Origin of the sequence: Rhizobium sp. RM (assembly GCF_013390595.1) — a bacterium.
Classification (GTDB): Bacteria; Pseudomonadota; Alphaproteobacteria; order Rhizobiales; family Rhizobiaceae; genus Agrobacterium.
On record NZ_JACAWV010000003.1, the window covers coordinates 58,134 to 73,047 of the forward strand.

Annotated in this window: 12 protein-coding genes; 10 read left to right on the plus strand and 2 right to left on the minus strand. The window is 54.4% G+C overall.

Going from position 1 to position 14,914, the window contains the following annotated elements; translation table 11 throughout:
- The first annotated feature begins 87 nt into the window (after positions 1 to 87).
- The 6 genes from rho to HWX89_RS02520 all read left to right on the plus strand — a co-directional run bounded on the left by rho (position 88) and on the right by HWX89_RS02520 (position 7,067).
- The gene (rho, locus tag HWX89_RS02495) at positions 88 to 1,353 is read left to right on the plus strand and encodes a transcription termination factor Rho (protein ID WP_004444236.1); all 1,266 of its coding nucleotides are present in this window, start codon (positions 88 to 90) and stop codon (positions 1,351 to 1,353) included.
- Between the two features lie 85 nt (positions 1,354 to 1,438).
- Entirely contained in the window at positions 1,439 to 2,767 is a 1,329-nt protein-coding gene (gene mnmE, locus HWX89_RS02500) for a tRNA uridine-5-carboxymethylaminomethyl(34) synthesis GTPase MnmE (protein WP_138795133.1), read from the plus strand.
- 60 nt (positions 2,768 to 2,827) lie between these two features.
- On the plus strand, positions 2,828 to 4,711 hold the full coding sequence (gene mnmG / locus HWX89_RS02505) for a tRNA uridine-5-carboxymethylaminomethyl(34) synthesis enzyme MnmG (RefSeq protein WP_138795134.1): 1,884 nt from the start codon (positions 2,828 to 2,830) through the stop codon (positions 4,709 to 4,711).
- 11 nt (positions 4,712 to 4,722) lie between these two features.
- Positions 4,723 to 5,340 carry a 16S rRNA (guanine(527)-N(7))-methyltransferase RsmG gene (gene rsmG, locus HWX89_RS02510; RefSeq protein ID WP_138795135.1) on the plus strand — a complete coding sequence of 206 codons (618 nt, stop codon included), beginning with the start codon at positions 4,723 to 4,725 and terminating at the stop codon, positions 5,338 to 5,340.
- Positions 5,341 to 5,359: 19 nt separating this feature from the next.
- Positions 5,360 to 6,154 (plus strand): ParA family protein, encoded by a 795-nt coding sequence (locus HWX89_RS02515; RefSeq protein ID WP_138795136.1) that lies wholly within the window; start codon positions 5,360 to 5,362, stop codon positions 6,152 to 6,154.
- 31 nt (positions 6,155 to 6,185) lie between these two features.
- On the plus strand, positions 6,186 to 7,067 hold the full coding sequence (locus tag HWX89_RS02520; RefSeq protein WP_138795137.1) for a ParB/RepB/Spo0J family partition protein: 882 nt from the start codon (positions 6,186 to 6,188) through the stop codon (positions 7,065 to 7,067).
- Positions 7,068 to 7,140: 73 nt separating this feature from the next.
- Here HWX89_RS02520 and HWX89_RS02525 read toward each other — a convergent pair whose 3' ends face one another.
- Positions 7,141 to 7,341: a DUF1674 domain-containing protein gene (locus tag HWX89_RS02525; RefSeq protein WP_138795138.1), complete on the minus strand. Its 201-nt coding sequence runs from the start codon at positions 7,339 to 7,341 to the stop codon at positions 7,141 to 7,143.
- 118 nt (positions 7,342 to 7,459) lie between these two features.
- Here HWX89_RS02525 and htpX point away from each other — a divergent pair, with 118 nt between their 5' ends.
- The 4 genes from htpX (at position 7,460) to purH (ending at position 13,303) form a co-directional block, all read left to right on the plus strand.
- Positions 7,460 to 8,425: a zinc metalloprotease HtpX gene (gene htpX, locus HWX89_RS02530; protein WP_138795139.1), complete on the plus strand. Its 966-nt coding sequence runs from the start codon at positions 7,460 to 7,462 to the stop codon at positions 8,423 to 8,425.
- Positions 8,422 to 9,807, plus strand: coding sequence for an RsmB/NOP family class I SAM-dependent RNA methyltransferase (locus HWX89_RS02535; RefSeq protein ID WP_138795140.1), 1,386 nt, complete (start codon positions 8,422 to 8,424; stop codon positions 9,805 to 9,807). Before htpX ends, HWX89_RS02535 begins: the two co-directional genes overlap by 4 nt.
- A 126-nt stretch (positions 9,808 to 9,933) precedes the next feature.
- Positions 9,934 to 11,592, plus strand: coding sequence for a heparinase II/III family protein (locus tag HWX89_RS02540; RefSeq protein WP_178340595.1), 1,659 nt, complete (start codon positions 9,934 to 9,936; stop codon positions 11,590 to 11,592).
- 94 nt (positions 11,593 to 11,686) lie between these two features.
- Entirely contained in the window at positions 11,687 to 13,303 is a 1,617-nt protein-coding gene (gene purH / locus HWX89_RS02545) for a bifunctional phosphoribosylaminoimidazolecarboxamide formyltransferase/IMP cyclohydrolase (RefSeq protein ID WP_138795141.1), read from the plus strand.
- Between the two features lie 77 nt (positions 13,304 to 13,380).
- Here purH and HWX89_RS02550 read toward each other — a convergent pair whose 3' ends face one another.
- Positions 13,381 to 14,913 carry a UxaA family hydrolase gene (locus HWX89_RS02550; protein ID WP_138795142.1) on the minus strand — a complete coding sequence of 511 codons (1,533 nt, stop codon included), beginning with the start codon at positions 14,911 to 14,913 and terminating at the stop codon, positions 13,381 to 13,383.
- Between the last annotated feature and the right edge of the window lies 1 nt (position 14,914).

The window sequence follows — 14,914 nt, forward strand, 5'->3', positions numbered from 1 at the left end:
TATTCAGTCACCTGGGGTATCTCCCACAGTATCTGATTCGCGAACACGCCCTCCCCCGACATAACATTACTAAACGGTCTTCTCTTCATGGCTGAAATGAAGCTTCAGGAACTCAAGAGCAAATCGCCTACCGACTTGCTGACTTTTGCCGAATCCCTGGAAGTTGAAAATGCGAGCACCATGCGCAAGCAGGAACTCATGTTCGCGATCCTCAAGGTTCTCGCAAGTCAGGACATCGAAATTATCGGTGAAGGCGTTGTCGAGGTCCTTCAGGATGGCTTCGGCTTCCTGCGCTCCGCCAATGCAAACTATCTGCCAGGCCCGGACGATATTTACATTTCGCCCTCGCAGATCCGCCGCTTTTCGCTGAAAACAGGTGATACGGTTGAAGGACCCATCCGTGGTCCGAAAGAAGGCGAGCGTTATTTCGCCCTTCTCAAAGTCAACACGATCAATTTCGATGATCCCGAAAAGATCCGTCACAAGGTTCACTTCGACAACCTGACGCCGCTTTATCCAAACGAGCGCTTCAAGATGGAACTTGATGTTCCGACCTCGAAGGATCTTTCCTCTCGTGTGATCGATCTGGTGGCGCCACTCGGTAAAGGTCAACGCGGTCTGATCGTTGCTCCACCACGCACGGGTAAAACTGTTCTTTTGCAGAACATCGCTCATTCGATAACGGCGAATCATCCGGAATGTTACCTGATCGTTCTTCTCATCGACGAACGTCCAGAAGAAGTGACGGATATGCAACGTTCGGTGAAGGGCGAAGTTGTTTCTTCCACCTTCGATGAACCGGCCGTTCGCCACGTTCAGGTTGCCGAGATGGTAATCGAAAAGGCCAAGCGTCTTGTTGAACACGGTCGCGACGTTGTGATCCTACTCGACTCGATCACGCGTCTTGGCCGCGCGTACAACACAGTTGTGCCGTCTTCAGGTAAGGTTTTGACGGGTGGTGTAGATGCGAACGCCCTGCAGCGCCCGAAGCGCTTCTTCGGTGCAGCGCGTAACATCGAAGAAGGCGGCTCTCTGACGATCATTGCAACGGCGCTGATCGACACCGGCAGCCGTATGGATGAAGTGATCTTCGAAGAATTCAAGGGTACAGGTAACTCGGAAATCGTTCTTGACCGCAAGGTCGCTGATAAGCGTATCTTCCCGGCACTGGATATCCTGAAGTCTGGTACCCGTAAGGAAGATCTCCTGGTTCCGCGTCAGGATCTGCAGAAGATCTTCGTTCTCCGCCGGATTCTTGCACCGATGGGAACGATGGACGCGATCGAGTTCCTGATCGACAAGCTCAAGCAGACAAAGAACAATTCGGATTTCTTCGAATCAATGAATACCTGATCCTTATCCGGATTCATTTCAGTGTTACAAAAGCCGCGTCCGTTTCCAACGGGTGCGGCTTCCCTTTTTGGATCACAGGTGTGAAATGACCTCTTCCAATGACACGATCTTCGCTCTTTCCAGCGGTGCGCTTCCGGCTGGTGTGGCGGTGCTCAGAGTAAGCGGCTCGATTGCGTTCACTGCCCTTTCGGCATTGATTGGCGATGTATCTGTGCCGCCCAGAAAGGCCACGCTGCGTTCGATTCGTAACCGAAACGCTGACGTGATTGATCAGGCGCTGGTCATGGTCTTTCCTGGGCCGAACTCCTTCACGGGTGAGGATTGCGTCGAGATACAATGCCACGGCAGTCGCGCAGTCGTTGCTTCGATTTTTGAGGAACTGCAACGAAACCAAGGCATTCGACCGGCAGAAGCGGGTGAATTCTCGCGGCGCGCCTTTGAGAACGGAAAGATGGATCTGGTCGAGGTGGAAGGTCTGGCTGATCTTCTGCAGGCCGAGACCGAAATGCAGCGTCGGCTCGCTGTGGAACAGAGCACAGGCCGTCTCTCAGCTCTTTATGATGGCTGGGCCACGCGCCTGACACGTGCTCGCGCATTCATCGAAGCGGAACTTGATTTTGCTGACGAGGAGGACGTGCCAGATTCTGTTGCAGATCAGGTCTGGTTCAACGTCGCGCAGCTCAAACGTGAAATATCCGAACATCTCGAGCGTGGGCAAGGCAGCGAAATCATACGCGACGGATTTAGGATCGCTTTGGTTGGCGAGCCAAATGCTGGAAAGTCAACGCTTCTGAATGCATTGAGCGGACGAGACGTTGCTATTGTGACAGATATCGCTGGAACAACGCGTGACGTTCTGACGGTCGATATGAACATCGATGGTTATTTGGTCAAAATGTTCGATACGGCAGGATTGCGTGAAACCGCAGACGTTGTCGAACAGGAAGGTGTCCGGCGGGCGGTTTCCACGGCGGCATCCGCTGACCTCATCCTTGCATTGCATGACAACGATTCGGTATCGAAACAATTTGACGATCGGTTTAAGGATGTTCCGTGCCTGGATGTTCGAACGAAACTCGATCTTCTTACGCAGATAGACAAGAATGAATTTGACCTATCGATTTCTGCTAAAGATGGTCGCGGTCTGGATGACCTTCGGTCGCGAATTAAGTTTGAGATCGAAAAACGAACTGGATCATCGCATACGCTGGCGCCGGCAAGGGCGCGGCATAAAAAACGACTTGAAGAGACGCTGAACTATGTTAGTGATGCGCTCAATTTCGAAGCTGCGGACCTGGCGATCCGGTCCGAATACCTTAGGCTGGCGGCGACATCACTTGGGCGGATTACCGGACGAGTAGATGTCGAAGAATTGCTCGGCGTCATATTTTCGGAATTCTGCATCGGTAAATGATTCACGTGAAACATCTGCAGACAAATTGTCTGATCTGTTGTTGGATATGAGGCTAAGTGCATGGATCAGTCTTTTGACGTCATCGTTATTGGTGGTGGCCACGCCGGCAGTGAGGCCGCCGCAGCGGCCGCCCGGTTTGGTGCTCGAACGGCGCTGGTCACGCACAAGCGTGATACGATCGGAGTGATGTCCTGTAATCCGGCGATTGGCGGTTTGGGAAAAGGTCACTTGGTACGCGAAGTTGACGCTCTGGACGGGCTGATGGGTCGTGTTGCCGACGCAGGTGGAATTCAGTTTCGCATGCTCAATCGCAAGAAGGGACCGGCTGTTCGTGGACCGAGAACGCAAGCGGACCGCCGTCTATACAAAGAGGCGATGCAACGCGAAATCTCCAGTATTGCCAACCTGACCGTGATTGAAGGGGATGCTTTCGACATAGACATGACGGGTGGGCGAGTGTCGGCCGTTGTCATGGCAAACGGTAGCCGGATTCCATGTGGCGCTGTTGTTCTGACCAGCGGAACGTTTTTGCGCGGCCTCATTCATATCGGTTCCGAAAAGATACCGGCCGGTCGCGTCGGTGAGAAGCCGTCTCTGGGACTCTCCCAGACCCTATCGCGGCTTGGACTTAACATGGGGCGTTTGAAAACCGGTACTCCAGCCAGGCTCGATGGACGCAGCATCAATTGGGATGCAGTTGACCGTCAGGGCGCGGACGAGGAACCTGTTCCCTTTTCATTCATGACAGATCGAATCGTCAACCCACAGATCGAATGCGGTGTGACAAGAACGACGCCGGCAGGGCACAAGATCATTCAAGACAATATACATCTGTCAGCGATGTACTCAGGCCAGATCGAGGGCGTAGGTCCGCGTTACTGCCCGTCGATTGAGGACAAGATCACCCGTTTTGGAGAGAGAGATGGCCATCAGATCTTTCTCGAGCCGGAAGGGCTGGATGATCACACAATATACCCGAATGGGATCTCGACATCCCTGCCCGCCTCGGTACAGGAACAGTTCATCCGTACCATTCCCGGCCTGGAAAACGTGACTATCCTTCAACCTGGTTACGCAATTGAATATGACTATGTTGATCCGAGAGAACTGAAGCCATCTTTGGAATGCCGGAAAATCCCCGGTCTTTTCCTGGCTGGGCAGATTAACGGTACAACAGGATATGAAGAGGCTGCGGCGCAGGGACTAGTCGCTGGATTGAATGCTTCGCGCCTCGCAAGTGACGCTGAGCCAGTGTATTTCAGCCGCACGGAATCGTATATCGGTGTGATGATCGATGATCTCACATCGAAAGGCGTCACCGAACCCTATCGCATGTTCACATCCAGAGCGGAATACCGCTTATCGCTTCGTGTCGACAATGCGGATCTTCGGCTAACTCCTCAAGGCATGGCTGCGGGCATCGTTCAAAAAGATCGTTCAGAGCGGTACGCGCGTTTCGTTGACGAACTTGGTCGTGGGCGCGAGTTGATGAAGGAGCTGTCGATCAGCCCTTCGCAAGCTGCAAAGCAGGGATTGAAACTCAACCAGGACGGACAGCGTCGATCGGTTTATGAATTGCTCGCTTACCCCGATATCTCGCTCAGCGATCTCAAGCAGCATTGGCCTGAATTGAACAGCGTGTCCTCTAAGGCTGCCGAAATTCTGGAAATCGAGGCTAGCTACGCGGTTTATATGCAGCGTCAAAGTGCTGACATCATCGACATAAAACGCGACGAAGAAAGAAAGATACCCGCAGATTTCGATTTTCAGTCTTTATCCGGCCTTTCTAACGAACTGAAACAAAAGCTGGAAAAAGCGCGCCCGGAGAATATTGCACAGGCGGCTCGTGTTGACGGAATGACGCCGGCTGCGATATCGCTGCTGCTCGCCCTTTTGCGGAAGTCCTCGGACGCGCAAAGCCAGAAGTTGCGTTTGCACCAATAGCGAGTCTGACGATGGAGATAAACGGCCAAAGTGTTTCACGTGAAACACAGGAGCGGCTTGAGCTTTTTATCGAGCTTTTCAAGAAATGGAACAAAACCACCAATCTTGTCGCCCCGTCGACCCTGACCGAGCTCTGGAGCCGGCACGTGGCGGACAGTGCTCAGATTTTCCAGTTGTCTCCTGAACCGAAAAGATGGGTAGACCTAGGAAGCGGCGGTGGCTTTCCCGGCGTTATCACCGCAATATTTCTTGCGGAGCTGAATGACGGCTGGGTAGATCTCGTTGAAAGCAATAACAAAAAGGCTGCCTTTTTGCGGATCGCTCTCAAAGAAACCGGTGCACGGGGCGCTGTTCATCCGGTTCGGATTGAAAAAGCTCCAGAAACCATTCAACGTTGCGATGTCATATCCGCGCGTGCACTCGCTGAGCTCGATCTGCTGTTTGATTATATTCATCCATGGGCGTCGCGGAATCCAAATTTACGCGCATATTTGAATAAAGGCCGGGATTACGAATCAGAAGTGCAGAAAGCGCGTAGTCGCTGGCAATTCGATCTGGTAAAACACCGTAGTGCCATTGAGGCAGATTCTGTTGTGCTTGAGATCAGCAACCTCGCTTTGAAGGGCTGACAACCAAGGCAGGTGCGGTATGATTTTCGATAAAAACCGGATTATTGCAGTCGCAAATCAGAAGGGTGGCGTTGGAAAAACAACCACTGCTATCAATCTCGCGACGGCATTGGCAGCCATCGGGGAACGAGTTCTGATCGTTGATCTCGATCCACAGGGAAACGCCAGCACGGGTCTCGGTATTGATCGTAAGGAGCGCAAGCTATCCTCTTACGATCTTCTCGTTGGTGATAACTCCGTTGCCGAAGTTGCTGTTCCTACGGCTGTTCCCAATCTGGATATTATCCCATCAACGATGGACTTGCTTGGTTTTGAAATGCAGGTGGCCAATGCAGCCAACCGAGTTTTCCTTTTGCGAACCGCACTGGAAACGCAAGAGGCAAAAGGATACTCCTACATCCTTCTGGATTGCCCGCCTTCTTTCAACTTGCTGACAATGAACGCGATGTCTGCGGCGCATTCCGTGCTTGTCCCATTGCAATGCGAGTTCTTTGCCCTTGAGGGTCTCAGCCAGTTGCTCGACACTGTCAGTCAGATCCGCAGCTCGGTAAATCCGGGACTTGATATTCAGGGTATTGTGCTGACGATGTTTGATGCGCGCAACAATCTTGCTCAGCAGGTTGTGAGCGATGTCCGCACGCATCTCGGGGAAAAAGTCTACCATACGCTCATTCCCCGCAATGTCCGTGTGTCTGAGGCGCCGTCATATGGTAAGCCCGCGATCCTTTACGACCTCAAATGCGCTGGCAGCCAGGCTTATCTGCAGTTGGCGTCCGAGGTGATTCAGAGAGAGCGTTTGCGCAAGGCAGCGTAAGCTTTCGACGGAATGTATGGAGTAAGTTTCTATGAGTGATGATCTTTCCAAACGCCGCCTCGGCCGCGGCCTTGCAGCCTTGATCGGAGAAATGGATCAGCCGGTTCCGGTTGGTGAGCCGCAGCGTACAGTGAGCGCCGATCGGACAATTCCAATCGAGTTTATCGCTCGTAGCCAGCGAAACCCGCGACGTCATTTCGATGAAAATGAACTGCAGGATCTGGCGTCGTCCATTCGCCAGCACGGTATTGTTCAGCCGGTTGTCGTTCGTACCGTTTCGGCCAACCGTTATGAAATCATCGCTGGTGAGCGTCGCTGGCGTGCCGCACAACTGGCTGGATTTACCGAAGTTCCGGTTATCATTCGCGATGTCGACGATCGTACTGCTCTTGAACTGGCGATTGTTGAAAACGTTCAGCGCTCAGACCTCAATCCGCTTGAAGAGGCGATGGGTTATGAGCAATTGATTGCGGAACATGGTTATACCCAGAACGATCTTGGTGAAATCATCGGCAAAAGCAGAAGCCACGTCGCCAATAGCCTTCGCCTTCTGAAGCTGCCTGACCCGGTTAGAGACATGCTTTCGGATGGATCGTTGTCCGCCGGACACGCACGCGCGCTCGTTTCGACGTCGGACCCTGCAGCTTTGGCAAGAACGATTGTATCGAAAGGCCTTTCTGTTCGCGACGCGGAGCGTCTGGCGCAGAACGATATCAAGTCGCAAGGTGAACCTCAGGAAAAACGTTCCTCGGGCGAGAAGGATTCCGATACGATTGCTCTTGAACGTAGCCTGTCGGATGCGCTTGGCCTAGATGTCAAGATCAACCACAAGGGAGGTGCAGGTCAAATTAAGATCAGTTACCGCACTCTTGAGCAGTTGGAAGCTGTATGTCGGCTTCTCGAGCAAAAATAAGTCTAACTATATGATTTAAATGTTAAATCCCGCTTCTAGCGGGATTTTTTATTTTGGTTCCGTTTTGACGATCTCAGAAGTCGATTGCTCGGCCGTTGATTTCGTAGTCACCAAATCGAACCGGCTCAGCGCCGCCGCGCCCTCCGGTTTCAGGAGGCAATTGCATCTCAGCCTGTTGCTTGCGTCGTTCCTCGGCTTCCTGGAGGGCTCGTTCTGCCGCGGGTGAAAGCTTCTTGCCCACGTGTGTGCTATTGTCGTTGTCGGCGCTCTGCATGGATTTCCTTCACAATGACGGGATATTGAAATGCTTCGATTACCCACCAGATTATATAATGAAACGGGTTTGATAAACCCCGGTATGTCTTTGTTGCCTCAGAAGGAGAATTAAACGGATGAACATGATGCGCACGGCAATGCTTCTGGCGTTTATGACCGCGTTGTTCATGGGTGTCGGTTTTCTGATCGGCGGAAAAGGCGGCATGATGATCGCGCTGCTTATCGCTGCCGGTATGAACCTGTTTTCTTACTGGAACTCGGACAAGATGGTTCTTTCAGCCTATCGCGCCCAGGAGGTGGATGAGCGAAATGCGCCTGAATTTTTCCATATGATCCGCGACCTGTCGCACAACGCAGGCCTGCCCATGCCGAAGGTCTATATTTATGACAGCCCGCAGCCCAACGCCTTTGCAACAGGTCGAAATCCTGACAATGCTGCCGTCGCCGCCTCGACGGGATTGCTGGAGCGTTTGACGCCAGAGGAAGTCGCCGGCGTGATGGCACATGAACTGGCCCACGTTCAAAACCGCGACACGTTGACGATGACGATTACCGCCACGTTGGCCGGTGCTATTTCGATGCTTGGTAATTTTGCTTTCCTGTTTGGTGGAAATCGCGAGAACAACAACAATCCGTTGGGTTTCATCGGTGTGATCGTGGCGATGATCGTCGCGCCTTTGGCAGCCATGCTGGTTCAGATGGCGATCAGCCGTACACGCGAATATTCAGCTGATCGCCGGGGTGCAGAGATTTGCGGCAATCCGCTCTGGCTGGCATCTGCGCTGCAGAAGATCGCGGGCATGGCCCAGCGCATTCATAACGACGATGCCGAACGTAATCCTGCAACAGCGCATATGTTCATCATCAATCCGTTATCCGGCGAAAGAATGGATAACCTCTTTTCGACCCACCCGAATACCGAAAACCGCGTTGCTGCCCTCCATGCGATGGCACAAGAGTTTGGTACGCGAGGATCGACTGCACCGGCGTCCAGTGATAAGCCGTTGCGCAAATCACGTTCTGTGCCGACCACCGGTTGGGGGCGCGGTAATGAAAACGAGCGTAAGGGACCCTGGTCTTGACATCTGACGTAGAAAAAAAGCCGGCGCGGCGTAACAAAGCAAGACCGGCAGGTTTCGGGGGCCGTGAAGACGGCCCTTCGTCTTTCCAGGATAAGCCGGGCCTTTCCGCTCGTATCGCAGCAACCCGTATCCTTGCAGCCGTTCTTGAAAAAAAGACATCGCTGGATGGAATGCTGGATTCTGAAAATGGCAATCCGGTCTATCGCTCTTTGTCCATAGCAGACCGCGCTCTGGTCCGTGCAATCGTCAACAGTGCTCTCCGTCACCTCCCGCGTATCGAGGCCGCTCTTTCCATGTTGCTGGACGGGCCACTCCCCCAGGGCGCTCGTTCCCTGCATCATGTGCTTGTGGTTGGGGCAGCGCAGATGCTTTATCTCGACGTACCGGATCATTCCGCCGTTGATCTCGCTGTCGAGCAAGCACACCGAGATCCCCGCAACAAGCGTTTCGTCAAGCTCGTGAATGCGGTCCTGAGACGGCTTGGCAGAGAGAAGTCGGAAATCATCGAAGCCATCTCCGAAGTCCCTGTCCTGCCGAAATGGTTCTTCCAGAGGCTTGTCGAGGCTTATGGTTCCGAAGTTGCGGCGCGGATCTCCGAGGCGCAATTGACGCCCTCCTCCATCGACCTGACGGTCAAGAGTGATCCTGCACTATGGGCGGAGAAGCTCGGTGGGACGGTCCTTCCCAATGGCAGCGTTCGCCTTGGCGAATTCGAGGGGCAGATACCGTCTCTCGAGGGATTTTCTGATGGTCAATGGTGGGTTCAGGACCTGGCAGCGAGCTTGCCCGTCAAGCTTATGGGGGACATTGCCGGTAAGCGCGTCGCCGATTTGTGTGCGGCGCCTGGTGGCAAGACTGCGCAACTGGCATTGGCGGGCGCGCACGTAACGGCGCTCGATCAATCCGCCAATCGCTTAAAGCGCCTGAAAGAAAATCTCACACGACTGGGCCTCACGGCCGAAACCGTCGAAGCCAACATGCTGAAGTTCAACCCGGAGGATCGCTTCGATGCGGTTCTGCTGGACGCTCCGTGTTCGTCGACTGGTACCTTGCGCAAACATCCTGACGTTTGCTGGACCAAGGATGAGGCCGATATTGCAAAACTGGCATCGCTTCAGGGGCAGATGCTTCGTCATGCGCTGACACTGGTAAATTCCGGCGGTCTCGTCGCCTTTTCAAACTGCTCTCTCGATCCTTCGGAGGGAGAGGCCATGGTTGAGGCGGTCCTTGCAGAAAATCCGGATTTTGAGCGTGTGCCTGCGCGCAAGGAAGACTGGCCTGGAATGGAGCTGGCCATCACCGCCAATGGGGATTTGCGTACAACCCCAGATATGTTCGGTGGAGTAGACGGGTTTTTTAGCAGCGTCTTGCGTAAAAAGTAGAAACGCGCCAAGCTTTTGGCGAATCATTTTAAAATTGTAGATAGCGTTCCGGTCGTCGCGGTTCACTGACAAAAATAAAACATGTGAAACGGGAAACACAGCTTGTTAGGGTCTTTTGCAGGTGGCATGAGCGCCGCCGGTCTCGTTTCGCGCATGATATATCGTCGTGTGTGCATCGGTCTTGCGCCGTTGCATATCCACACATTGCGTCTGGCAAATGGCAGTCCTGATGGTCTTGTAGCGGCACCAACCGATCTTCGCGCAATTGATCCATATTTCGCCGAAGAGTTGTTGCATGGCCGGATTGGTCTTGCGGGACGTGTTCTGGAAACTGGCGGTGCCTCGCCCTTCCAGCTCGAGTGCCCCTCAATTGTTTTCGAAGAGCGGTTGAACGCTTTCAGTTGGTTGCGACACGTGCGGGCCAGTAAGTCTGGTGAAGCATGTGCAAGAGCGCGCCGGATCGTCTCTGACTGGATGTCGGTCAGCGGGAAGCGGACAAGTGGGATTGCCTGGTCACCGGATATTGCTGCACAGCGGTTGATCGCCTGGCTCTCGCATTCTCCTGTTGTCCTCAATGAGGCCGATGCCGGTTTTTATCGACGCTTTCTGAAAAGCCTGTCTTTCCACGTTCGATATCTCGATCGCATCGCCAAGCACGTGCCCGATGGCGAAATCAGGCTGCGAATAAGAATAGCTCTGGCCATGGCTTCGATCACCATTCCCACGCGAGCGTCGAAAATTGCGCGCAGTGGAAGGAAGCTCGCTCAGGAACTGGAGCGGCAGATCCTTCCCGATGGCGGACATGTTTCACGCAATCCGCGGGTGATGCTGGATCTGTTGCTCGACCTTCTGCCGCTTCGCCAAAGCTATATCAATCTGGGCCATGATCTGCCGCCCGGCCTGGTTCCTGCAGTGGATCGCATGTTTCCGGCTATCCGGTTCTTCCGCCATCAGGGCGGCGACCTTGCGCTGTTTAACGGAGCAACGGCGACACTCGCGAATGAACTTGTCTCTGTGTTGCGCTATGACGAGACATCGGGAAAACCCTCAAAACTCCTCCCTGACGTCGCCTATCATCGGCTTGCAGAAGACGAGACGGTGATCATCGTCGATACCGGTTATCCCGGCTCATCGGAGTTGTCGCGCAATGCCCATGCCGGTTGTCTGTCGTTCGAAATGTCCTGCGGCCGGAACCGCTTTATCGTCAATTCAGGTTTTCCAAGGAACGCTGCACCTGAGTTTCAGGCCGCCAGCCGTTCGACTGCCGCCCATTCGACGGTCACACTCGCAGATACGTCATCGTGCCGCCTGTCACGGTCGCGTCTGCTTGGCCCCATCATGGTATCTGGCGTCAGCCATGTTGAAACGCTGCGCAGCAAGGCGAACGGCAATGACGTTCTACGGGCATCACATGACGGATATCTGAAGTCCTTCGGACTGTTTCACGAGCGCGAAATTGAGCTCAACCCGACAGGTACAAAAATCAAAGGTCGTGATGCGCTGCGGCTTGAAGATGATGCGGCGAGAATGCCGAGCATCGCCGCCGTGTCGAGGTTCCATATTCATCCGCATATACAGCTTCATCAGGAAGACGAGGAATCGGTCTATATGCAGGCAGCGGATGGTACGACGTGGCTATTGACTGCCCCAGGTCTGGAGCTCTTTGTGTCTGACGACATTTTCATGGCAGACGCGTCCGGTATCCGTCCCTCACAGCAGATTGAAATTGCCTTCAACCTTGCGAAAACCAGCGAAATTCGCTGGATCATCGAACGAAAGGCTTAGTGCTGTTTATTAATCCGGCAAGCTGTGTTAACGCGGCGGCAACCGCCGGATAATCGCCTCCGGCCTGTCCTCCACCCATCACGGAGTAAGCCCGATGGCCGTCGCTTCCAAAAAAATCCCCGCCCCCGATAAGGTGAAAATTCGCACCGCACTTCTTTCCGTTTCGGACAAGACAGACATCATCGAACTGGCGGGCGCACTCGTCAAACTTGGTGTGAAGCTTTTGTCGACGGGCGGAACATCCAAAGCCATTGCTGAAGCTGGCCTGCCCGTCACGGATGTGTCGGATATTACCAAGTTCCCGGAGATCATGGACGGTCGCGTCAAGACGCTGCACCCGAATGTTCATGGTGGCCTTCTTGCCATTCGCGACGACGCCGACCATGTGGAAGCCATGCGCGCGCACGGCATCGAGGGTATCGATCTTTCCGTTATCAATCTCTATCCGTTCGAAGAGGTTCGCGCCAAGGGCGGCGATTACCCGACGACGGTTGAAAACATCGACATTGGCGGTCCGGCGATGATCCGCGCCTCGGCCAAGAACCACGCTTATGTGACTGTTGTAACAGACCCCAGCGATTACCCGGAACTTCTGGAAGCGTTGCAGGCGGATGATGGTCAGACCTGCTATGCATTGCGCCAGAAATTTGCAGCGAAGGCCTATGCCCGTACCGCCGCTTACGATGCTGTCATTTCCAACTGGTTTGCTGAGGCTCTGTCAATCGAGACACCGCACTACCGCGCAGTCGGCGGCGTTCTGAAAGAAAAGATGCGTTATGGCGAAAACCCGCACCAGAGCGCTGGTTTCTATCTGACCGGCGAGAAACGTCCGGGTGTTGCAACGGCAACGCTTCTTCAGGGCAAGCAGCTTTCCTACAACAATATCAACGATACCGATGCAGCCTATGAGCTCGTTGCGGAGTTTCTGCCGGAAACCGCGCCCGCAGTGGCCATCATCAAGCACGCCAATCCTTGTGGCGTTGCGACCGGCTCTACACTCCTTGACGCCTACAAGCGCGCGCTGGCATGCGATCCCGTTTCTGCATTCGGTGGCGTGATCGCGCTCAACCGCACGCTCGATGCCGAAACGGCGGAAGAGATCATCCAGCTTTTCACCGAGGTGATTATCGCACCCGACGTCACCGAAGAGGCAAAGGCCATCGTTGCAAGAAAGCCGAACCTGCGCCTCCTGTCGGCAGGCGGCCTGCCGGATGCTCGCGCGCCTGGTATTACGGCAAAAACCGTATCTGGGGGTCTTCTGGTTCAAAGCCGCGACAATGGCATGGTCGAAGATCTGGATCTGAAGGTCGTTACCAAGCGTGCGCCGACGCCACAGGAACTTGAAGACATGAAGTTTGCCTTCAAGATCGCCAAGCACGTGAAGTCGAACGCTGTCATCTACGCGAAAGACGGTCAGACGGCTGGTATCGGTGCAGGCCAGATGAGCCGTGTTGATTCCGCCCGTATCGCTGCGCAGAAGGCGGAAGACGCTGCTAAGGCCATGGGTCTTGCCGAGCCGCTGACCAAGGGTTCGGCAGTCGCTTCGGAAGCCTTCTATCCATTTGCAGACGGCCTTCTGGCCGCCATCGCTGCAGGGGCAACAGCGGTTATCCAGCCGGGTGGCTCGATGCGCGATCAGGAAGTCATCGACGCCGCAAATGAGCACAATGTGACGATGGTATTCACTGGCATGCGCCACTTCCGTCACTAAGCACTGATACCCAAAATGAAAACGGCCCGGAGATCGCTCTTCGGGCCTTTTTTATGGTCAGTGTTTCACATGAAACGTTATGTCACGGCACCGACCTGCCACGGCACGAATTCATTGTCGCCGTAATCATAAATCTCGCTGACGGTTTTCTCGCCGGAGGCCACTGCGATGATATGTTCGAAAATTCGTTTGCCGGATTCTTCAATGGTCTCAGCACCCGTCACGATCTCTCCGCAGTTCAGATCCATGTCTTCCTTCATGTGTTCGTACATTTCGGAATTGGTTGCGATCTTGATGCAGGGTGACGGTTTGAAGCCGGAGACGGAGCCACGTCCAGTAGTGAAACAGATGACGTTGCAGCCGCCTGCCACCTGGCCTGTTACGGCAACAGGATCATAACCGGGCGTGTCCATGAAGACGAAACCTTGCTCAGTCACGGTTTCCGCGAATTCATAGACGGCTTTCAATGGCATGGAGCCGCCTTTCGCGACAGCACCCAGTGACTTTTCAAGAATGGTGGTCAGGCCGCCCAGCTTGTTGCCGTGGGACGGATTGTTGTTCAGCTCATCACCGTTCCGTGCCGTGTAGTCACGCCACCAGTCAATCCGCTGCAACAGCTTTTCGGCAACGGCCGGCGTGACAGCCCGGCGTGTCAGAAGGTGCTCGGCACCATAAATCTCAGGCGTCTCAGACAGCACGGTGGTACCACCGTTGCGTACGATCAGATCGGAGGCGTATCCCAGCGCCGGATTGGCGGAAATGCCGGAATAACCATCGGAGCCGCCACACTCCAGCGCCACCTTCAGTTTCGATAGCGGCTGTTCGGTGCGTTTTGCGGCATTGACGATCGGCAGCATCGCCTTGATCTCGGAAATCGCTGCGTCAATCGTCTTGCGCGTGCCGCCATGCTGCTGGATTGTCATGGTCCGCAGCCGCTCGCCCTCCTCCATCTTGTAATGTTCAAGGATCGGAGCGATCTGGTTGGTTTCACAGCCAAGGCCAATCAGAAGAATACCGCCGAAATTCGGATGGCGAGCATATCCCTGAATGGTGCGGATCAGCAGGCGGTAGCCTTCGGATTTGGTATTGAGTGCGCAGCCGCCGCCGTGGGTCAAGGCAACGACACCATCCACATTGTCGAAACCGTCCAGCCCGCCCTGCTTGTTGAAATAATCAGCGATGTAACGGGACACCGTGGCGGAACAGTTCACGGAAGCTATCACGCCAATGTAATTGCGCGTACCGACACCACCCAGACCGCGATCGTAACCCAGAAAGGTGCGGCGACCGGCTTCGGGCAGCATGCCCTTCTCTTCGATATCGACGCTGAACTGGTGAGCGTGCTCGGACGGAACCATCGCAAGGTTATGAAGATGTACGTGCCGCCCGGGCTCGATGTCCTGGGTCGCGATACCGATGACCTGTCCGTATTTCAGGACGTCTTCGCCTGACCGGATGAATTTCAGTGCAACCTTGTGCCCTCGCCCAATCAGATCAAGTGCTTTTAAGTCACCTCGCCCTGTCACGCCGCCGGCCGGTATAGAACGGCGCGCCACTGCGACATTGTCGCCAGCGTTTAGCAAGATGGTTGCCTCGGAACTTTCACTCACG

Bases quoted from the DNA above. Each gene is read 5' to 3' on its own strand.
- HWX89_RS02520 (WP_138795137.1), top strand. From the start codon at position 6,186: ATGAGTGATGATCTTTCCAAACGCCGCCTCGGCCGCGGCCTTGCAGCC.
- rsmG (WP_138795135.1), top strand. From the start codon at position 4,723: ATGGAGATAAACGGCCAAAGTGTTTCACGTGAAACACAGGAGCGGCTT.
- htpX (WP_138795139.1), top strand. From the start codon at position 7,460: ATGAACATGATGCGCACGGCAATGCTTCTGGCGTTTATGACCGCGTTG.
- purH (WP_138795141.1), top strand. From the start codon at position 11,687: ATGGCCGTCGCTTCCAAAAAAATCCCCGCCCCCGATAAGGTGAAAATT.
- mnmE (WP_138795133.1), top strand. From the start codon at position 1,439: ATGACCTCTTCCAATGACACGATCTTCGCTCTTTCCAGCGGTGCGCTT.
- HWX89_RS02525 (WP_138795138.1), bottom strand. From the start codon at position 7,341: ATGCAGAGCGCCGACAACGACAATAGCACACACGTGGGCAAGAAGCTT.
- rho (WP_004444236.1), top strand. From the start codon at position 88: ATGGCTGAAATGAAGCTTCAGGAACTCAAGAGCAAATCGCCTACCGAC.
- mnmG (WP_138795134.1), top strand. From the start codon at position 2,828: ATGGATCAGTCTTTTGACGTCATCGTTATTGGTGGTGGCCACGCCGGC.
- HWX89_RS02515 (WP_138795136.1), top strand. From the start codon at position 5,360: ATGATTTTCGATAAAAACCGGATTATTGCAGTCGCAAATCAGAAGGGT.
- HWX89_RS02540 (WP_178340595.1), top strand. From the start codon at position 9,934: ATGAGCGCCGCCGGTCTCGTTTCGCGCATGATATATCGTCGTGTGTGC.